General features: G+C 61.1%; 19 protein-coding genes, 1 tRNA gene and 2 pseudogenes. 13 read left to right on the top strand and 9 right to left on the bottom strand.

From position 1 onward, the window contains the following. The 5 genes and pseudogenes from GM909_RS25085 to GM909_RS25105 form a co-directional block, all read left to right on the top strand. Positions 1–490, top strand: a pseudogene (locus GM909_RS25085) (P-type conjugative transfer protein TrbL); the annotation flags it as partial. After that, positions 487–1,176 carry a conjugal transfer protein TrbF gene (gene trbF / locus GM909_RS25090; protein ID WP_157020267.1) on the top strand — a complete coding sequence of 230 codons (690 nt, stop codon included), beginning with the start codon at positions 487–489 and terminating at the stop codon, positions 1,174–1,176. The pseudogene GM909_RS25085 and the gene trbF, both read left to right, overlap by 4 nt. Then, a complete protein-coding gene (trbG, locus tag GM909_RS25095; protein ID WP_157020268.1) occupies positions 1,173–2,228 on the top strand; it encodes a P-type conjugative transfer protein TrbG in 1,056 nt (351 codons plus the stop codon). The genes trbF and trbG overlap by 4 nt, the downstream gene beginning before the upstream one ends. Continuing rightward, positions 2,225–3,394 (top strand): TrbI/VirB10 family protein, encoded by a 1,170-nt coding sequence (locus tag GM909_RS25100; RefSeq protein ID WP_157020269.1) that lies wholly within the window; start codon positions 2,225–2,227, stop codon positions 3,392–3,394. The genes trbG and GM909_RS25100 overlap by 4 nt, the downstream gene beginning before the upstream one ends. Then, the gene (locus tag GM909_RS25105) at positions 3,391–3,633 is read left to right on the top strand and encodes a DUF2274 domain-containing protein (RefSeq protein WP_456238018.1); all 243 of its coding nucleotides are present in this window, start codon (positions 3,391–3,393) and stop codon (positions 3,631–3,633) included. The genes GM909_RS25100 and GM909_RS25105 overlap by 4 nt, the downstream gene beginning before the upstream one ends. Here the strand turns inward: GM909_RS25105 and GM909_RS25110 are convergent. The 4 genes from GM909_RS25110 to GM909_RS25125 form a co-directional block, all read right to left on the bottom strand. After that, on the bottom strand, positions 3,630–4,538 hold the full coding sequence (locus GM909_RS25110; protein ID WP_235912079.1) for a LysR family transcriptional regulator: 909 nt from the start codon (positions 4,536–4,538) through the stop codon (positions 3,630–3,632). The two genes, GM909_RS25105 and GM909_RS25110, sit on opposite strands and share 4 nt — an antisense overlap. Positions 4,539–4,750: 212 nt before the next feature. Continuing rightward, positions 4,751–5,944: an MFS transporter gene (locus GM909_RS25115; protein WP_157020270.1), complete on the bottom strand. Its 1,194-nt coding sequence runs from the start codon at positions 5,942–5,944 to the stop codon at positions 4,751–4,753. 49 nt (positions 5,945–5,993) lie between these two features. Further along, entirely contained in the window at positions 5,994–6,614 is a 621-nt protein-coding gene (locus GM909_RS25120) for a TetR/AcrR family transcriptional regulator (protein ID WP_157020271.1), read from the bottom strand. Between the two features lie 118 nt (positions 6,615–6,732). Next, positions 6,733–7,359 carry a TetR/AcrR family transcriptional regulator gene (locus tag GM909_RS25125; RefSeq protein ID WP_157020272.1) on the bottom strand — a complete coding sequence of 209 codons (627 nt, stop codon included), beginning with the start codon at positions 7,357–7,359 and terminating at the stop codon, positions 6,733–6,735. A gap of 214 nt (positions 7,360–7,573) precedes the next feature. Between GM909_RS25125 and GM909_RS25130 the strand changes: the two genes are divergently transcribed. The 5 genes from GM909_RS25130 (at position 7,574) to GM909_RS25150 (ending at position 12,475) form a co-directional block, all read left to right on the top strand. Beyond that, positions 7,574–8,068: an SRPBCC family protein gene (locus tag GM909_RS25130; RefSeq protein WP_157020273.1), complete on the top strand. Its 495-nt coding sequence runs from the start codon at positions 7,574–7,576 to the stop codon at positions 8,066–8,068. Positions 8,069–8,243: 175 nt separating this feature from the next. Beyond that, positions 8,244–9,209, top strand: coding sequence for an alpha/beta fold hydrolase (locus GM909_RS25135; RefSeq protein ID WP_198174407.1), 966 nt, complete (start codon positions 8,244–8,246; stop codon positions 9,207–9,209). A gap of 130 nt (positions 9,210–9,339) precedes the next feature. Beyond that, a complete protein-coding gene (locus GM909_RS25140; RefSeq protein WP_157020275.1) occupies positions 9,340–10,011 on the top strand; it encodes a response regulator transcription factor in 672 nt (223 codons plus the stop codon). Further along, positions 10,011–11,339: a sensor histidine kinase gene (locus GM909_RS25145; RefSeq protein ID WP_157020276.1), complete on the top strand. Its 1,329-nt coding sequence runs from the start codon at positions 10,011–10,013 to the stop codon at positions 11,337–11,339. The genes GM909_RS25140 and GM909_RS25145 overlap by 1 nt, the downstream gene beginning before the upstream one ends. 356 nt (positions 11,340–11,695) lie before the next feature. Further along, positions 11,696–12,475, top strand: a complete 780-nt coding sequence (locus tag GM909_RS25150; RefSeq protein ID WP_235912080.1) for a MipA/OmpV family protein — start codon at positions 11,696–11,698, stop codon at positions 12,473–12,475. A 516-nt stretch (positions 12,476–12,991) separates the two neighbouring features. On the opposite strand, the gene GM909_RS25155 is transcribed toward GM909_RS25150, so the two are convergent. Together GM909_RS25155 and GM909_RS25160 are read right to left on the bottom strand one after the other, a co-directional pair. Continuing rightward, positions 12,992–14,566, bottom strand: a complete 1,575-nt coding sequence (locus GM909_RS25155) for an FAD-binding oxidoreductase (protein ID WP_235912081.1) — start codon at positions 14,564–14,566, stop codon at positions 12,992–12,994. A 93-nt stretch (positions 14,567–14,659) separates the two neighbouring features. Then, on the bottom strand, positions 14,660–15,301 hold the full coding sequence (locus GM909_RS25160) for a glutathione S-transferase family protein (RefSeq protein WP_157020279.1): 642 nt from the start codon (positions 15,299–15,301) through the stop codon (positions 14,660–14,662). Positions 15,302–15,441: 140 nt separating this feature from the next. Here GM909_RS25160 and GM909_RS25165 point away from each other — a divergent pair, with 140 nt between their 5' ends. Both GM909_RS25165 and GM909_RS25170 read left to right on the top strand, forming a co-directional pair. Then, positions 15,442–16,347: a LysR substrate-binding domain-containing protein gene (locus GM909_RS25165; RefSeq protein ID WP_157020280.1), complete on the top strand. Its 906-nt coding sequence runs from the start codon at positions 15,442–15,444 to the stop codon at positions 16,345–16,347. Between the two features lie 227 nt (positions 16,348–16,574). Next, positions 16,575–16,997 carry an SDR family NAD(P)-dependent oxidoreductase gene (locus GM909_RS25170; protein ID WP_268890800.1) on the top strand — a complete coding sequence of 141 codons (423 nt, stop codon included), beginning with the start codon at positions 16,575–16,577 and terminating at the stop codon, positions 16,995–16,997. Positions 16,998–17,071: 74 nt separating this feature from the next. Here the strand turns inward: GM909_RS25170 and GM909_RS25175 are convergent, their stop codons facing one another. Continuing rightward, on the bottom strand, positions 17,072–17,866 hold the full coding sequence (locus GM909_RS25175) for an aldolase (RefSeq protein ID WP_157020282.1): 795 nt from the start codon (positions 17,864–17,866) through the stop codon (positions 17,072–17,074). Between the two features lie 23 nt (positions 17,867–17,889). Beyond that, positions 17,890–18,592 (bottom strand): annotated as a pseudogene (locus GM909_RS25180) (HAD family hydrolase). Positions 18,593–18,683: 91 nt separating this feature from the next. Here GM909_RS25180 and GM909_RS25185 point away from each other — a divergent pair. Continuing rightward, positions 18,684–19,562, top strand: coding sequence for a LysR family transcriptional regulator (locus GM909_RS25185; protein WP_157020283.1), 879 nt, complete (start codon positions 18,684–18,686; stop codon positions 19,560–19,562). 249 nt (positions 19,563–19,811) lie between these two features. On the opposite strand, the gene GM909_RS25190 is transcribed toward GM909_RS25185, so the two are convergent. Continuing rightward, positions 19,812–19,888 (bottom strand) — tRNA-Met (locus GM909_RS25190). Positions 19,889–19,926: the final 38 nt, after the last annotated feature.

The following is a 19,926-nucleotide window of genomic DNA, read 5'->3' on the forward strand; positions in this document are numbered from 1 at the left end:
CGCCGCCGGTCTCGCCGCACGTGGCGCTGGCGTGGCGATGTCAGGCACGGCGGCAGCCGCCCGTGGGGGCGCCGCCGTCGCCGGCGGAGCCTCGGCCGCCTACAGCCTCGGGTCGGCCGGTCAATCCGGTGCCGCCGGTGTCGCGTCCGGCCTCGGAGCCGTGGCGAGCACTGGCGCGCGCACCGCCGTCTCTCCGTTGCGGCGCATTGGCGCCAAGGCATCCGACAGCATGAAGCAGAGCTTCCAGTCGGGCGCTCGATCCGCTTTCGAGACGACCGGCGGGACGATCGGCGATGCGGGCGGCGGTGCGACGCCCACGGCTGCACCATCCTCCTCATCCACCACCGACGGTCCTCCGGACTGGGCGAAGCGCATGAAGCGCTCACAACGCCTGTCCCATGGCATCCAGACCGCCGCCCACGCCGTGCGGTCCGGCGACAGCCATGGCGGCGCCAGTTCCGTCAATCTCTCCGAAGGGAACCGCTCATGAGCTTCTTCAAACGATCCTCGACCCATTACGGCAAGTCTCCCGAACCAGAGACGCCTTACCAGCGCGCCGCCCAGGTCTGGGACGAGCGTATCGGCTCGGCCCGTGTGCAGGCGCGCAACTGGAGGTTCATGGCGTTCGGATCGCTGATCCTCTCTGGCGGTTTCGCGGGGGCACTGGTCTGGCAATCTGCGACCGGCTCGATCGTGCCCTGGGTGGTGCAGGTCGACAATCTCGGCCAGGCCCAGGCGGTCGGCCCCGCCACGGCTGACTACCAGCCCAGCGATCCGCAAATCGCCTTCCACCTCGCACGCTTCATCGAACAGGTACGCGCGATTCCCGCCGACGCGATCATCGTGCGCCAGAACTGGCTGCGTGCCTACGAGTTCACCACCGATCGTGGTGCACTCGCCCTCAATGACTATGCACGGGCCAACGATCCCTTCACGCGGGTGGGGAGCCAGCAGATCTCCGTCGAGGTCTCCAGCGTCATCCGTGCCTCGCCCAATTCCTTCCGCGTGGCCTGGACCGAGCGCCACTACGAAAACGGCCAACTCTCCACGACGGAGCGATGGACGGCGATCCTGACCATCGTCATCCAGCCGCCGCGCGACGCCGAACGACTGCGCGCAAACCCACTCGGCATCTATGTCAACGCCATCAACTGGTCGCGGGAGATGGAACAATGACCATCATCGCCCGCAATGCCGCGCTTCCGGATTTCCGTAAATCCGCACTGCCGTTCGTACTGATTTCCGCCTCGGCGCTAGCGGGATGCGCCACCAATCGTCCCCCACAGATCAGCTACGACGATAGCGTTCCACCACTGCCGACGGTGCAGGCGTCAACCACGGACGAGCGTCCACGGCCCCTGCATACGCCGCCGGCCTGGACGGTTGCACAAGGCGGCGGCGCCGCTTCTACACCGACCGGCCGGGTCGAGAACGCCAACGCGGCCGCCCGCGTCGAACCTCGGCGGGAAGGCTATTATAATTCGATCCAGATTTATCCATGGAGCGAAGGCGCGCTCTATCAGGTCTATGCCGCGCCCGGCCAGATCACCAATATCGCGCTCGAGCCGGGCGAGGCGCTTACCGGGGCAGGACCGATCGCCGCCGGCGACACCGCCCGCTGGATCATCGGCGACACGGAAAGCGGATCGGGACCGAACACCCGTGTCCATATCCTCGTCAAGCCGACGCGGCCCGACATCACGACCAATCTGGTCATCACCACCGATCGCAGGACCTACATGATCGAGCTCCAGTCCCGCGAAGAACCCTACATGCCTGCGGTCGCCTGGGCCTATCCGCAGCCGCCTGCCGCGCAACGCACGGCGCCGACCACACCGACCATTCCGGCGGCCTCGGCTCGTCACTACCGCTACGGACTGCAGGGCGACAACCCACCCTGGCGGCCGGTCTCGGTCTTCGACGACGGGCGGCGCGTCTACATCGTCTTCCCCGCCGGGATCGTGCAGGGTGAGATGCCGCCGCTCTTTGTACTCGGCTCTGACGGCGAGCCCGAGATCGTCAACAGCCGCATCTATCGCAACATCCTGATCGTCGATCGCATCTTTGCGGCCGCCGAGCTGCGTCTCGGCAGCGGTGACCGCCAGCAGACCGTCAGGATCGTGCGCACCGACGGGGTGAGGAGCGGTTCCCGTGAGGGGATGAGAAGCTCCAGTGGAGCTTCTCAAGCGGCGAACGCCCGGAGCTCAAGCGGAGGGCAAGGATCATGAGCGACATCGACGACAACAAGGAAGAAGACGTCACGCTCGAAGCGCCTTCCGCCGACACGGTCGAACCGATGCGGCTGCGGGGCGCCCCACCGCGCGTGACGCGCCTCTCGCGCCGGGTCCTGGCCGGGCTTGGGCTTATCGCCGCCCTAGGCATCGGGGGCGCGCTGATCTACGCCCTCCAAACGCCCGAAAGCGGGACGGGCCGCGAAGAGCTCTACTCCACCGAAAACAGGAACACGGCTGACGGACTCAACGAATTGCCGAGCGATTATACCGGTCCGGTGCTCGGTCCCGCGCTGCCCGGCGATCTTGGCCGTCCGATCCTCGACGCCCAGGAGCGCGGACAGCCCGTTCCGCCACCAACGATCAACGCACCAGCCGTCGATCCGGAGGAGCAGCGACGCCTGGCCGAGGAAGAATCGGCGCGCACTAGCGAGGTCTTCTTCCAGACAGGCCCGGCCACAGCAAACGCTGCGCCAGCGCCTGACCTCAGCGGTCTCAATCGCGGCGCGCAGCTGCCGTCGGCTCAGAATAGCGATCTCTCCTTCCTCAACGGTCCCGTGGACCGGCGCACCGTCGCGCCCGATCGCGTGATGGCGCCGGCTTCGCCCTATGTGCTTCAGGCAGGGTCCATCATCCCGGCCGCGCTCATCACCGGCATCCGGTCCGATCTGCCTGGCCAGATCACCGCGCAGGTCACCCAGCACATCTACGACAGCCCAACCGGAAGCTCGCTCCTGATCCCGCAGGGAACCAGGATTATCGGCGAGTACAGCAATGATATCGGCTTCGGCCAGCGCCGTGTGCTGCTCGTCTGGAACCGCCTGATCTTCCCCAATGGCCGTTCCATCGTCCTCGAACGCCAGCCGGGTGCCGACACGCAGGGCTATGCCGGTCTCGAGGATGGTGTCGACTACCATTGGTGGGATCTCGCGAAAGCCGCAGGACTATCTACGCTACTTTCGGTCGGTGCCGAACTGACCATGGATGATGACGAGCGCCTGATCCAGGCGATCCGCAACGGGGCACAGGACACGATCAACGACGCGGGCCAACAGATCGTCCAGCGCCAGTTGCAGATCAGGCCGACGCTGACCATCCGGCCCGGGTTTCCGGTGCGCGTCGTCGTGACCCGCGATCTGGTTTTGGAACCCCACGGAGGATGACGGTGATAAAGCTGAAACTCGGCCCGTTGCATGACGACAAACCGGTGAAAGTGACCTTGGAACTCCCTGCCAGCCTGCATCGAGACCTTGTCGCTTACGCCGAAATTCTCGCCCGTGAGGCGGGTCAGTCACCAGGCGATCCGGTGCGTCTGATCGTGCCTATGCTGGAGAAATTTATCGTGACGGATCGCGGATTCGCGAAGGCTCGCCGCTCTCTGATGAAGAGCGAACAGTCCTAGCGACGGTTCACGACAGTGGCGCCAACATTGAGCAGTTGCTTGAGCACCGGGCTTTGATTGCCTATCGTCCATACCGCGCTCCAACTGATGCGCTCATCGCCACCGCCGATCGGAAGAAAAGTGACGCCTGAATAGGCTGCCCCCAACGTCGAACTTGCTGCTAGCGTCACGCCGTATCCACGGCCCACCATATTGATGAGGTTCTCACGCCCCAAACGCTGCACAGAGATTCTCGGCTGAAAGCCTAGCCCGGAGACCTTCCGGGCAATGATTCCCTCCGCCTCTGGCCCATGCACATCGTGGGTCACGAGAAATATCTCATCGCGAAGCTCTTCCCAGCTGAGGGTCTCCCGTTTCGACAGGCGATGATGCGTGGGAACGGCGACGAAAAGCTCCTCCTTCCACATCGGTCTCACCTCGCATCCGGAGAGACGAGGCTCGCCCGGAATGAACGCCACATCGATACGGCCGTTCAACACGCTCGCCGCGTTGGCTTGCGAGCTGGCCTCTTCCAACTTCACGTCGACTTTCGGGAAACGGCACCGATAAGCCTCAAGGATATCGCCGAGCATTCCTTGAGCCAGAGATGCTACGAGCCCGATTTTTAGTTCTCCCCACTCGCCGCGCTGCACTTGCCTCATCTCATTGATTGCATCGCGCAGATGCTCGGCACCAACCGCAGCTTGGCGCATAAACCGTTCCCCGACCGCGGTTGGCTTCGTACCCGTTCGAGTGCGCTCAAAAAGCTCGACGCCGAGTCTGCGCTCAAGTAACTGGACACGCCGGCTGAGGGTCGACTGGGAAAGATTGTGTCTGTCGGCCGCGCGCCGGAAGCTGCCATGCTCGGCCACGAGAAGCGCATACTTTAGAAACCGCAGATCAAGTGAAATGTCAGGCACGGTCATCGCCCACAATGGCCAGACGGGAGCTGCAATGTTTCCAGATTGCGCCCAAACCATGCCAAGCCCACAGTAATTGATCGTTTCGTACCTCTTGCACGTCCACCGGACAGCGATCTCCGGTTCAGGCGTTCAAGCCGCCATCCACCGTGATGGCAATCCCGGTGATCTGTTTTTGCTGCAGGGCCAACAATGAAGGCCACATATCTTTGCATACCTCATTCCGTTGCAAAGTAGACCAGCGCAGCCATGGGGAGCGCAAACCCGATCCAGGAGGTGAGCGTCCAGCCGCCTTGCGCATAGGCCCATCCGCCCAAGGCGGATCCGATCGCGCCGCCTGCGAAGAAGGTTGCCATGTAGAGGCCATTCAGGCGGCTGCGGAACTCGGCCCCAAGAGCGAAGATCGCACGCTGGCCGAGCGTCAGGTTTGCGGCCACGCCAAAGTCCAGAACAATTGCCGCGGCGGTAAGAATTCCGAGCGCGAGTTTCGAGCCGGTAGGCGCGAGATGCGTGATCAGAAATGCGCCCGCTACGGCCAGCATGGCGAGGGCCGTTGCCGGGCGGGTCCATCCACGATCCGCAAGCCGGCCAGCAATAGGCGCGGCGACGGCGCCTGCAACACCTGCCAGTGCAAAGAGAGCGATGCCACCTTGCGATAGACGGAATTCCGGTCCGGCAAGCAACAACGGCGTTGTCGTCCAGAACAGGCTGAACGCGCCGAACAGGCAAGCGTGATAGAGCGCGCGCCTCTGCAGAATAGGCGTTGTCATTGCAAGCTTGGCCATCGAAGCCAGCAGTTCGCCGTAGCCTGACTTCGTTGTCGGCACGCGCGGTGGCAAAGCGTGGCGTAGCACCAGAGCGAGGGCGATCATCGCAGCCGCTGATACGAAGAAGACGGTTTGCCACGAGGACAACTCGGCGATGAAACTGGATACGGGACGGGCCAGCATGATGCCGAGCATCAGCCCGCTCATCACGTTCCCGACGACACGCCCTCGCGTGGCTTCAGGGGCAAGATGAGCGGCGTAAGGAACGAGCACCTGCACTGCGACCGATCCCACGCCGATGAAGAGCGAAGCGAGCAGGAACGGCAGCGCGCAGGGTGACAATGCCGCACCCAGCAGGCCGAGCGTCGCAACCCCGATCATGGCGAGGGTCAGTCGGCGGTTCTCGACCAGATCGCCAAGCGGCACGAGGAGCAGCAGCCCCGCGCCGTAGCCTATCTGGGTGAGCGTGACGATGAGGCCGGTTGCCTCTGGCGAAAATCCGAGCGCCTCGCTGATCGGGCCGGCAAGCGGTTGTGCATAATAGATGTTGGCCGCGATCAGGCCGCAGGCCGCGGCCAGAAGGAAGGTCATCCCGGTTGAAACGGTCCGTCGCTCAGACAAGCGTCCTAAGGTCGTATCGGTCATTGTGGTCTCTGCAATAAGGAAATGATTGTTTTCTATTTAGGCAAAAAAATTAGCTGACTATGCGCATCGCAACCTCCATCACCGCCGCCATGTCCTTGCGCGTTCGTCCGGTCTTGCCGACGACCCGCATGCCCTGGAGAAGGCAGAGGATGAACCTGGCCGTGGCCGTTCGGTCGACCCAGGAGGGAATGGAACCATCCTGTTGGCCTTGCCTGATGAACTCGGCGATCAAAACCTCATTTCGATCAACGGCGGTGGCAACCTTTCGTGCGACTTCATCATCGAAGACCGCAAGCTCCGCTGCACTCCCAACGATCAGGCAGCCTTGCATTCCTTCCGGTCCATGTGCGGATTCGACGTAAAAAGTCAGCAGCTTGCGAATGCGGTCCAGGCCCGTCTTCGCAGTCCGTGTTGCCTCCGCGAGCCTTTCCGCTCGCAGAGCAACATACCTGTCGAATGCGGCCAGGAAGACGGCCCGCTTGTCCTTGAAGGCCTTGTAGATACTCCCCTGGGTCAACTCCATCGCTTCGGTGAGATCACCGATTGACGTCGCGTGAAAGCCACGTTCGCTGAAGACCCGAATGGCCCTGTCGAGAGCCTCTTCGAGATCGTATTCGCGGGGACGGCCGGGACCACGCATGTTGGCTGAGTAGGGTGAAACATTGGACATACCGGCTTATAGAAAATGATCGTTTCCAAATCAAGCGCCTTTTATATAGCCGGTCGTCGCTGTGAACGCGCGCCTCGAACTTCTGTTCGAGCCAAGGGAGATGAGGACGCGGCGGCGGCTAACCGGCAGTGCGAGTATCCCAACCCAGCATGACAACCTGCGCTACCGATTCCAGTTCGGAGCGGCTGGCCTCATCCCGCGCCAGGATCGACATCCCGTTCTGCACGGTCTGCACGAAACGGGCGAGCGCGTGGACATCGGTCGCCGGCGGGATCTCCCCTTCGTCCACGGCTCTGGTCAGCCGCATTTTCAGGTGGTGAAGGGTTACGGCCCGTTGCGCACGCAAACGTTGACCAAGCTCTGAATGTCCTTCGCTCCCGACCGAGGAGAGTGTCACCATGCAGCCAAGCGGGATGTCGGCGATCGAACCGGTCAGGGCGGCGGCTGAATCCATCAAATACCCTTCGACTGCAGCGCGGGCCGTGTCGGCCGCGTGGAATTTGTCCCAGACGAGACATTCGTAGGTATCGACATAATAGCGCAGGGCTTCGGCATAGAGGGCTTCCTTGGAGCCGAAGGCTGCATAAAGGCTGGGCGAACCGATCCCCATCACCTCGGTGAGTTCGGATATCGACGTCGCCTCATATCCCTTTTCCCAAAAAAGACGGGTCGCCCGGGCCAGCGCGGCTTCCCGATCAAACGCGCGGGGCCGCCCGCGGTTGCTGGCAGGTGCTTTCTCCTTCATTTCAGAGGATTCCTGATTTCTGCATCGATCACTAGATAAATCGCTTGACTCGCTATGGCAAGGTTCCTAGGTCTTTCTGTGTCGATCGATACATAAAAGAACTCAAACTTTCTCAGCGCTTTCCGGGAGCGAATTCACCCATTGCACTCGCCGGTAAGACTGGGGCGCCCGGTCATCGACAACCCGGGCAATCAATGAAGCCAGGAGAAGAAACATGCTCAAGCGTGTGAAATTTCCCCCGGAAAATGATCCGGGGGTTACAGCGCTCTATGCGCTGAACGAGATCGACGTGAAAGCGCCGGCGGAGGTTGTGTGGAGGCTCCTCGTCGATGCGGAGAACTGGTCGAGCTACTTCCCTCCCGAAGATCAAGTCAGGATTTTGGGCGAGGACACCGAATTGAAGCTGGGCACCCGGTACAGCCGGGTCACCGTCGGTTTTCCGATGAGCTGTGTCGTCAGGGAATGCGTTCCCTTCCGTAGCCTGTCGTGGTCGACGACGGTCGATGGCGACGAAACCGGTTCAACGGCATTTCACGGCTGGATCATCACGCCCACGGAAGATGGCTGCCATTTGCTCACCGAAGAAACCCTGCAAGGCGCGTTCTTTCTCGAGGAGATCGGGCGCAAGAATCCAGGTGCCCTGTACAAATACCATCAGGATTGGGTCGAAATGCTTGCCCGTGCCGCAGAGGCGCCAGCCGCGAGCTGATCACCTTCAGCTACCGCAAAACCGACAGGGACGACGACGTTTCGGAGGAACACCTTTTCCGAGCGGTGAACCTCTCGGTCCCGTCTTGTCGGGCGAGCGAACATCGAACCACATCAATGGAGTTTAAAAAATGAGAGTATCTAGACTGTTAGCTGTGGGGGCGGTCCTGGCCCTTATGTTGCCGATGACCGTGGCCGCGCAGGTGACTGACAAGGGGAACCCCTACGAAGGCATCGACGTCTCGAACGAGACCCTGGTCGACGAGTTGAAGGGATTCGAAAGGGGCTTTGCCGAGATCAACGGCATTCGAATGCACTACGTAGAAGGCGGCGAAGGCACCCCCGTCCTCATGATGCCGGGCTGGCCGCAGACATGGTGGGCATTCCACAAGATCATGCCTGAAATCGCCAAAAATCACCACGTGATTGCTGTCGATATTCGCGGCATGGGCGCGACGGACAAGCCGGAGGCCGGGTACGACAAGAAGAACATGGCAAAGGATATCCATGAGCTTCTAAAAACACTTGGGTACGACAAAGCGCATATCGTTGGCCACGATATCGGATCGCAGGTCGCCTACGCCTTTGCGGCCAACTATCCGGATGCAACGACATCGGTGACTTTCCTGGACGTCTCGGCGCAACCCCAAAGCACGCGCGACATGCGGCTCGTACCGGCGCGCGCCCTCACGGGAAACTTCCAGGAGGACTTCTTCCTGTGGTGGTTCGCCTTCAACCAGGTGCATGACATGCCCGAAGAGTTGATCGAAGGCCGCGCCCATATTTACCAGAACTGGTTCTGGGACTCGCTGCTCTACAAGAAAGATGCGCTGACGGAACGCGACCGGGCCGTCTACGCCGCAGCCTACAATACCAAAGACGGCATCCGGGGCGGCAATGGCTGGTACCAGGCCTACGCTCAGGACCTCGACGATCAGTTGACATATCCGGATCGACTGACGGTTCCTTCACTTGGAATCGGCGGCCTTGGAAACGGATTGCTGGTGGAATTCATGGAAAGCAAGTTCGCCAATCCGCAACTCGAACATCTTCCGGAAAGCGGGCACTACATCGCCGAGGAAGCACCCGACCAGGTGACGGACTTGCTGGCGGACTTCCTTCAATCCGTCGACAGCCAATAGACTCTTGGCAGCGGTCGTCCCTGGGACGGTCGCTGTCAGCGCCAGCATTACGAGACGCCGATCTGCTACCGCAATGTTGTTGCAATGTTCATCAGTGAGCGTTGCGCGGTGGACAAAAGGAAACAATGCAATGAGGCTTCTGCTGGTGGAAGATGAAGAGGAAATGGCGGAAGCCTTAGAGGTCGCTCTGAGCAAACAAGGCGTCCTGATCGACCACACGATGCTGTTGGGTGATGCCCTTGAACTGACGCGCCAGCACGCCTACGACGCCATCCTTCTGGACAGGCGCCTCCCCGATGGCGAGGGGCTATCGTTCATCCCCGCGTTGCGGGCGGCGGGCGCAGAGACCCCGGTCATCGTGCTGACCGCCCGGAACAATCCGAACGAGCGGATCGAAGGGCTGGATCGGGGAGCCGACGACTATCTCGGCAAGCCTTTCCTCATCGAGGAGCTGATGGCGCGTGTGCGCGCCGTATTACGCAGGCCACCGAGTATCGCCGAGAAAGAGGTTGTCGTCGGATCGGTGAAAATCGACACGCTTCACCCGAGTGTTGCCATAGAAGGAACGCCAATCGATATCCCCAGGCGGGAACTTCTGGTCCTGTTGGCACTCGCGAAAAGACGGGGAAGAACAGTAACGCGCTCGACGCTGGAGGCGGCGGTCTACAACTACGAGGAAGAAATCCAGTCCAATGCGCTAGATGCGCATATCTCGCGCCTTCGCAAGAGGCTGGCGGACGCGGCCTCCGGCGTGGCCATCCACACCATCCGAGGGATCGGCTATCTCCTCAAGGAGGAGTAATGGAACTAGCGCCCGTCTCCATCAGGTGGAAGCTCAGCTTGCAGTTGAGCCTCGTCTTCACGGCCTTTGTCGCGGCGGTGATCGTCGGCCTTTGCGTCTACGGCGCGATGGTATTGTCGCCCAACCTGACGATGTCGGCGCGCCTGTCGTCGGCGATCGCGGACGCGGTGTTCCGCACCGAAGCCGGCCGGCTCGCAGTGCGGGATACACCCGAACTGGACCTGATTAAAAAGCAGAACGAGAAACTTTGGTACGTCGTCGCCACTCCTGACGGCGAGACAATCACCTACGGCTCCGTCCCGGTGCCCTTTGCCGGCCTCGTGGGTCAGGTTCATCTGTTCCGCGTCGGAGACATCCGCGGCGCATCCTATACTGACGAGATCGCATCCATCGACAGCATTGCTACAGGCGGCGGCGAGGTGCGCGTCATGTTTGGAAGCATCTCCGGCGACGGATGGCCGATCATCGCGGTACTCAAAAGCATCTACCCAGTTTACCTCCCCCTCCTTGCTCTGGCTCCGCCACTCGTCTTCCTCGTCGTGCCCCGCATAGTTCGCCGCACTCTTGCAGGCTTGAACGACGTCGTCCGCAGGTCGACTGAGATTGATCCGCGCCGACTGGGATCGCGGCTGCCAGTGGAAAAGGTCCCGCAGGAAGTCGCTCCGCTGGTCTCGGGCTTCAACGATGCGCTCGACCGGCTGGAGCATGAAATCGAGGCGCGGCAACGGTTTCTGATAGACGCCGCCCACGAGCTTCGAACACCCATCGCCATCATGCAGACCCGCATAGAGGGGATGGCCGATTCTCCGACGAAGCAACGGTTACTCAAGAACATTGCCCGGCTGGGCGAGACGGCCGAACAGCTTCTCGACTTCGAGCGCAACGAACAAACCAAGGGGGAGAACACGACCGTCGATCTCGTTGCTCTGGCCAAGCAAGTCGTTGGCGACTTCGCGCCTCTCGCCATTGCGGCCGGATACGAGATTTCCTTTGAAAGCGACGCCGACAACGTGGAGCGGCTCGGTAACGAAGCGGCCTTGAAGAGCGCTCTAGGCAACCTCGTCCGCAATGCCATCGATCATGGCGGAAACTCGGGGTTGATCGCCATTTCCGTCTCCGCGACCGGAGAGATTGTCGTCGCCGACGAAGGCCCAGGCATACCAGCCGACCTACAGGAATTGGTGTTCCAGCCCTTCTATCGGGTTACTCCGCGAAACACCGGCGCAGGCCTGGGTCTCAGTCTGGTGAAGCAGATCGTCGCGAACCACGGTGGCCAGGTTGCAATCGAGAGCGGACCCGGCGGAACCAGATTCAGCATCGCCATCTGAGACAGCCACGCAATCGCCGTCGGCTCAGCATCAATTGTTCGGCTCCTGCAGTGTCTTGACATCGTCAATTCGCCGTCTCCGGCCCATTTCATCGATCTTGCTCCCGGTTCCGTAACGTTCACGCAATGTAGGCGAACCAAGGTCCGGCTTCTGGACCTGTCAGCAACAGAAGGTTAACCGCCAGCATTTCAACCGGTGAGAACCTAAGCAAGCTGCGAGTAATTCGCGGGCAAACCGAGCCGCAAGAACCGAAATTGAAGAAACTGAAACCCTCTGCGACAGGCGTTGAGCGGTTGAGATCGGAAACGAGATCTATGAGATTTAGTCCATATACCTTGACAACAGTATGTTCCCTCGTGGCAGCGCAAGCTTATGCCGCCGATCCGCCGGGGGAATATATCGTTCCTGCAACACAGGAAGTCGATCCGACGCGATTCGGCGGCATCACCGACAAGCTGAACGACTGGAAGGTCGTCATAGGCGCTGGAGCATTCTATCTCCCCGAGTACGAGGGCTCTGACAAATTCGAGGTAAGGCCCTTTCCTCTATTCTCTGCCCAGTTTGGCGATCGTGTACATCTCGACATACGAGGCATCACATTCGATGTGTATGAACAATCCGGATTCCGACTCGCTGTGAGAGGCGGGTACGAACTCGGCCGACAGGAAGACGATTCGGACTACCTGCGCGGCCTTGGCGACATTGATGCCGGCGGCGTCGTTGGCGGTTTGGTCAGCTATCAGGCAGGACCTTTCGAACTCTACGCCGAGATCGACAAGACAATCGGCGGCAGTGAGGGACTGACGGCCAACTTCGGTGCGAAGGTTTCCCACCGCTACGAGCGGTTTATATTCTCGGCCGACGCGTCTGGGACGTGGGCGGACGACAACCACATGGAAACCTATTTCTCTGTCACACCGACCCAGTCGTTCAATTCCGGCCTGCCCGTCTATGAGGCTGGGGCAGGCATGAAACGGGTGAACTTCCAAGGCTCGATAACATACATGATGACCGAACACTGGATGGTGACTGGTGCAGCCGGTGCTGGCCTGTTGATCGGCGACGCAAAGGACAGCCCAATCGTAAAGGATGACGTCCAGCCTTTTGCAAGGATCGGGCTTGGCTATCGCTTCTAACTGCGTGACAATCCTATTAGGGACACTACCAAGACAGATCATTGGGATTGCCATCTCGGTGGATGGGGCTTGAACGCCTGAACGGGGAAAGCACTGCCCGCTGAGATTTTGAAACGATCAACTACTGTGGATTTGGCATGGTTCGGACGCAATTCGGATACGCGATAGCGTCCCTCTGGCTCTGGTCAAAGAGGACGATGAATGGTGCTCCCCCGGTTTGGTGGACACTTTTTCGATTGTGAAGGAGAGTGCTTATCATGCCGAGAACCAGGACCCCGTACCCTGCGGAATTCAGGGAACAGATCATCGCGTTAGCCAAGGCCGGGTTTTGACAACCCTCGCCGTGCAACGAGAAGCGATGCAGTGTGTGGAAGAGCCCTTAAAGGAAGATCTGCATCCAAGAATTTCGGCAAGTGGCGGTGCGACTGGGAGTGCGAATTCTCAACCGCCCGACCCACCGCTTGTGTGGCGCGGATCGCAGCGAAGGTTCGTTTTGGCTGAGTTTGCAGGGCGGCTTCACGCGGAGGGCCCAAAGGTTTCAAAGTGAATATGGCTTGGCGACACGCCTCCGGTTTCAAGGCCGGCACGAATGTCGGCAAGGAAGCGCGCCGGGCCGCAGAGCATATAGTGGGCGTCCGCACCTGCCCCGAGCGCGAGCAAATCTTCTGCCGCTACGCGTCCCGTCGCGTCGAAATCGATGCCCGGTATATCGGTCTTGCAGGGTGTGCTGTAGAAGACTTTGCGCTTGATGTTTGCGTGTTTCCCTATGAGTGCATCGACCTCGGCTCCGAAGGTGTGGCTCCGCCCGTCGCGCGTTCCGTGAATGAACCAGATGCACCGGCCGGGCTGATCGGCCGCGGCGGTGTGCAGCAGCGAGAGCATCGGCGTCGCCCCGACGCCGGCGCTGACAAGCACTATTGCGCCTTGGCCCCCGGGAAGGGTGAAGTCGCCTGCGGGAGGGCGTGCCTCGATCATGTCTCCGATCTCGACCTCGGAGTGAAGGAAGGTCGAGGCGATACCGCGATCCTCGCGCTTGACGCTGAGCCGGTATGTCCCGGCCCGTGACGAACCGGAGAAAGAATAGGTTCGTCTGATCAGGTCCGGCTGGCCAGGAACCCTCAACTCGATAGGCAGATGTTGGCCGGCCTCGAAGGGCGGGAGCGCCGCGCCATCCGGCGAGGCCAGGTGGAACGAGGTAATCCGGTCGCTTTCCGCCACCTTGTCGATGACCTTCAACGGCTGGAGTTCAGCGCGGTCTTCGCTCCACCGGAGCGCCAGTGCGGCCGGGCGATCGATGACCTTCTCGACCGCTACCTCGATCATGCGCAGCGCGTTCGGATCATGACTGTCCTTCGGTGCCCAATCGACCCTGGCCCGGCCGGCGATATGCAGAAGGCCTCCCGTTTCAAAGTCAACGAAGAGCAGGCCGACGCGCGGATCCCCGACCAGATTGCCGATCGTATTGAAGTACTTATTGCCCGCATAATCGGGAATGCGTAGCCGCTTCCCATCATCTGCCACGCGAACGAAACCGCGCGGTCCGCCGCGGTGAGAGGCGTCATAGCCGTCGGACGACCGATCCCCGCCCGCGCTGTGGCCGGAGCCGATAAAGAAGGTATCTGCCGCCGCGATCCGCGCTTGCTGATCCAGATCAAGCCGATGCGAGATGCGGGCCTTTGCTACCCGCCCCCGTTCGATGCGGCGCCAGGCGCGCTCGTGAATGTATTGCGGGCAGTTGCCGAAACTCTGGCGGACGTCGATGGCAAAGCCGTCACCGACCGCGCGGATCAGACCGTTCAACCGGTTGCGCCGGCGTGTCGCCAGCTCAATCCCCAGGATCCCGATTGCCGAACCGGGGAGGAATGCTCCCGCCAAGGGATCCTGCGGTTGCAGCTCTGCCATGACCGAAAGCCTGTGCGGGTCGGGCGAACTGACGAACCCGGCCGGTCCTTCGATAATCGTGACCCACGGCCACCTTTCGCCGTCGCCGCCCGCGACGACGAGAAACGGCAGCGCCGCAAAGAAGTCGCGATGCTGATCGGGCATGTGATCGCGGATGAAGCTGCCGGCCCAGGATGCGACGTCGCCCACTTCGGCGCGGCGCTGCGCCTCCAGTTCGCCGGCATGGAAGGGAAATTTTTCGAGTGTCATGGTTAGATCGCTTCCGCTTTGCAGTTCCCGAGTTCAGGCCAGTTCGGGAGAGCGCGCCATGCCCACGAAGCCCGACAACGATTCGATACGGGCAAGCCAGGCGCGGATCGAGGGATAGGGAGACAGGCTCACCCCGCCCTCGGGCGCGTGGGCGATGTAGCTGTAGCCGGCGATATCGGCGAGTGTCGGGTGCGCCGCAGCCAGCCAGTCGCGACCGTTCAGATGCGCCTCCATGACGGCAAAAAGGGCATGTGCCTTGGCCTTCGCCGCCTCGTGGTCGAGATCAGCGCCGAAAAGCGTGACGAGCCGTGCGGTGCAGGGGCCTGATGCGATCTCTCCGGCCGCGATGGAAAGCCAGCGCTGCACTTCCGCCTTTTCCAGCGGGTCGGCGCCCCTCCAGACAGCAGTGTCGCCGTAACGTTCGACAAGATAGGTGAGAATCGCGTTCGAGTCCGACTGGGTCACGCCGTTGTCCTCGATCGCCGGAACCTGTCCGAGCGGGCTGATCCTGAGATATTCGGGTGCCTTGTGCGCTCCGTTTGCCATGTCGAGATCAATGGTCTCATAGGGAACATCCAGCAGTGCGAGCATCAGCTCGACCCGGTGGCAATGGCCGGATTTCGGATTGCGATAGAGGGTCACGGACACGCCGTCGCGGGCATTCGTATCGGACATGGAAGACTCCTTTCAAACCAAGAGATGGAGCTGCCGGGGCAGCGCGTGTCGATGGACAGCAACATAAAGACGGGCTAAGTATGAAAGAATAGGCTCATTTCGAAAGTCTCTATTTTGATTTCTGCAATAATTGAGGATGCATGGATCGCTTGCAAAGCCTGAGGGTGTTCGTTGCGGTGGCAGAGGCCGAGAGCTTTGCCGCCGGTGCCCGCACGGTGGGTCTGAGCGCGCCGTCCGCGACGCGCGGTGTCAGCGCGCTCGAAGCCGCGCTCGGCGCCCGGTTGTTCACGCGCACGACGCGGCGGGTCAGGCTGACAGATGTGGGGCGGGCCTATCTGCAGGACGTGCGAGAAATTCTGGCCAATCTCCAGGCCGCTGACGAAGCGGCCGCCGGTGCGGCCCAAACGCCCGTCGGGCAGCTTCGCATCACCTGTCCGCAGGAATTCGGACGGATCTACGTGTCTCCCATCCTGACGGAGTTTCTCGATCTCCATCCTGGCGTGAGGGCTGACGTGCTGATGATCGATCGGGTCGTGAACATTGTGGAGGAAGGCTTTGATATCGCCGTGCGCATAGGTCCATTGCCGTCGTCCGACCTTGCCGCCATCCGGGTCGGGCAGGTCCGCCGCGTCGTCTGCGGTGCGCCAGGCTATTTCGCCGAGCACGGCTGCCCGCAGGATCCGGCCGAGTTAACCTCGCACCGTGTCGTATCGGTTGCGCCACTCAATGCTGGCCAGCAATGGCGTTTCGGACCGGGTGGCGAAAATATGGTCAGAGTGGAACCGCGGCTCAGCATCAGCAGCATCGCCGCCGCCATCGAGATCACCCGGGGTGGTTGGGGGATCTGTCAGGCGCTTTCCTACCAGATCGGCCCCGATCTGGGGGCGGGAACGCTGCGGACGGTGCTTGAAGATTGGGAGCCCGAACCACTGCCGATCCACCTGGTCCACATCGAAGGGCGCCGTGCCGCGCCGAAAGTCCGCGCGTTCATAGACTTCGCCGCAGAGCGCCTGCGCCAGACTGCGGCGTTGAACTGGAAGAGCTAGCGGGGGGAGCCGGCTAGGCTGCCGTCGGTACTCGCAAATTTTCAGAACCAGAAGATAACGATTGCAGCGAGGATAGGTGTTGGGGTGTTGTCGCGACATCGCTCGTACAGGTGGCGGTGCTCCTCCAGTATTTCAGTCGTCCAATTTGCGCGCTTTCCTGACCAGCGTGTGATGTTCTGCACGTCCGATACAGACATGGCGCGGTTCTCGGTCGGGTCGGCACCAATCTGCGGGGCGTATGGCTGATGGCCCGGGCGGAGATACGTGCGATGCACGCCTCAGGCGCCAAGGGCGCCATCGTAAATACTTCATCATTCGTGGCACGCGCCGCGAGCGCCGGCACAAGCACTTATGCCGCGAGCAAGGCCGGGGTTGACGCAATGACCCGTGCTCTCGCGGTCGAGGTCGGCGGTAATGGCATCCGCGTTAATACGATCGCCCCCGGCGTCATCGAAACACCCATGTTCAACGACTCGGGCGTACCCGACGAGTTCCGGCAGGCGCTGGCAAACCAATCCGCTCTTAAACGGCTCGGTCGCCCCGAAGACATAGCCGAGGCCGCTGTCTGGCTCGCCTCGGATCAATCAGGCTTTGTCACCGGGCAGGGCATTCTGACCGACGGCGGCTTCGCCATCCCCGGCTTGCGATAGAGAGCGCGATCCAAGGACTGGCTGTTAAACTCGTTGTTGAGGGAGGCTTTCGTCTTCGACGCGCCTCTCTCTGATCAGGATTTATAGTCCGGCTCGGCGCGATCCAGAACGCGCTTGACGCTTTCAAGATGGAGGCGCGCACTCTCCGGATCGCCCTCCCGCATTTGCCGGGCGGTTTCTTCGGCAACGACCGCCGGAACCGGGATCAGCGGCCTTCCGCTGCTCATGGCCCTGATCTGAACATCCGCGGCCCGCTCCAGATAATAGAGAGCGTCCCACGCCTCCGCGATGGTCGGACCGCAGACCATCACGCCATGGTTCTTCATGAACAGGATGTCATTGTCTTCGAGCACGCCTGCAATCCTGTCGCCTTCCTCATCGTCAAGCGCCAGGCCGTTGTAATGTTCGTCCACGGCGGTTCTGCCGTAGAATTTGAGCGCCGTCTGGCCCGCCCAGACAAGCGGTTCACCTTCGGTCATGCTGAGCGCGGTCGCATTCGGCATATGCGTATGGAAAGCGGCGGCAATGCGCGGCGCCATCTTGTGCAGTCGTGCGTGGATATAGAACGCCGTCGCCTCCGGTTGCCCGTCGCCGGCCAGGACATGGCCATCGAAATCGCAAATCAACAGGCTGGATGCCGTGATTTCCTGGAACGCCCAGCCTAGCCTGTTGACGATGAAGAGGTCGGGGTGGCCCGGCACGAGCGCCGAGAAATGGTTGCAGACCCCTTCCTCCATCCCCAGTCGCGCGGCCATTCGGAAACAGGCCGCGAGATCGGCTCGCGCCTGCCAGATATTGTCGGTGTCGAGCTGGACATTCTTCAGCACTGCCGGTGTGTTGTCCGCGTTCAATGCAAGCTCATGCGCCATCGGTGGCTCCTTCCCTGAATCCGTTACATCCAGCCTGCGGCGGAAAGAAGCTCCGGCACCTTGTCGAGTGTGGGCGCGGTCGCGTCCGGGGTATAGTCCCGAAGCGGCTCCCGGCCGGTTCCACGATCGATCCAGATCGCGCGGAAGTCCAAGTCTCGGGCAGCCACCAGATCCAGATGCGGGCTGGCGCAGATATGGACGAGTTGGGCCCTGGCAATGCCGAGCGCTTCCCAGGCATGCCGGAAGATGTCCCCGGAAGGCTTGTAAGCGCCGGCCTGCTGCGCCGTGATCACGCGGTCCACATGGCCGCCAAGCTGGGCTACGTTTCCCGCGATGATGTCGTCGTCGGTGTTCGAAATCACTGCCAGGCGGAAGCCCGCCTCCTTGAGCCTGCCCAGAGTTTGGACCACTTCCGGGAAGGGCGGCATCCTGCCGATCAAGGAGGTAAGGATTTCGGCATCCCGGGGATCGGCCGGTAGCGATATGTCTTCCATGGCGCGTTCCAGCGCCTTGGCGCTGACCTCCCTGAACGAGAGATGCGGCCGCGCCTGTTCCAGCTCATGCTCGTGACGGTCGTAGACGGCGATGAAGGTATGGGGATCGATCGTGGCGCCGCTCCGCGAGAGGAATCTCGTTGACGGCCGCCAACAACCCCTCATCCCATTGGATCAACGTTCCGTAGCAATCGAAAGTCAGCCAGTCCGGACGTGTTCCTGCCAATGCCATCGTCGATACTCCTTGGATCTCTGTCGGATATTGACGCACGGCAGGGTCATGTGGAAATTGAATGTGACAATGCATTATATTGGAAACCTCAATGCATATGGATTTCGACCTACTGAGAACCTTCGTCGCCGTCGTCGATGCCGGCGGCTTCACGCGCGCGGCCGAACGCGTTCATCTCACGCAATCGACGGTCAGCCTTCAGATCAAGAAGCTTGAGGCCGGTATCGGCCATCCCTTGCTGGTTCGCGAACGCACCGGCGGCGGCGTTCGCACGACCGAGGAAGGCGATATCCTTCTCGGCTATGCCCGCCGGTTGCTGGCTATCTCTGCGGAAGCCGTGGAAGCATTGCAGGATCCGTCCGCGCCGAAGACTGTTCGGCTCGGCGTGCCCGAAGATTTCGCCGGCCGACGGCTGATCGGGCTACTGTCGTCATTCTCCCGCACCTTTCCAGATATTCGCTTGGACACTCAGAGCGGCTGGAGCACCGGTCTCTGGCGCCTGCTCGACAAAGGCGACACTGATCTGGCTTTGATCAAGCGTGAACCTGGCGATGGGCAATGCGTGGCAAGTTGGGCTGAGGAACTGGCATGGGTTGGGGGCCCCAACAGCCCAGTCTCTCAGGAGCCAATACCTCTTGCTCTTTTCCCGCCGGGCTGCATCTATCGCGAGCGCGCAATGCGGGCTCTCGACATCGTCGGCGTGCGTTGGCGCATAGCCTATACCAGCCAGGGGCTAATGGGTGTTCAAGCCGCCGTTGCCGGCGGTCTTGGAATCAGTGTCTTGCCTCTCGACGCCGTGTTAGGTGAACACAGGATATTGAGTGAAGAATGTATGCCAGATTTGGCCGCGTCCGAACTCGCTCTCGTGACTGCTGAGCGCCGACCGAACCAAGCTGTGCAAACGGTGGCCGACTTTCTGATGGACCATGTAGGCAAGATGATGGATCGGGGGGATACCAAGCGAGGATGAGATATCTCTCGTGGCCAATCTCGACCTAAATTTTTGATTTTTAAGAGGAAGTTGGCGCACCCATCAGGATTCGAACCTGAGACCTCTACCTTCGGAGGGCAGCGCTCTGACCTCCTAGCCCCAAAATCCTGCGCGAAACCACGCTACAGTTTCCGCTCTGATGATTCCGATATGATTCCGGACGGAAGTCCGCACCAATGGGACTAAGAATCAAAAAGATGCCAACCCATTGGATTGGCGGCATATTTTTGGTTGCGGGGGTAGGATTTGAACCTACGACCTTCAGGTTATGAGCCTGACGAGCTACCGGGCTGCTCCACCCCGCGTCAAAGGTTTTTGCGGGCCGCGGGTTGCGGCCTTTTTG

It is taken from the genome of Mesorhizobium xinjiangense, from assembly GCF_009749525.1.
Classification (GTDB): domain Bacteria; phylum Pseudomonadota; class Alphaproteobacteria; order Rhizobiales; family Rhizobiaceae; genus Mangrovimarina; species Mangrovimarina xinjiangensis.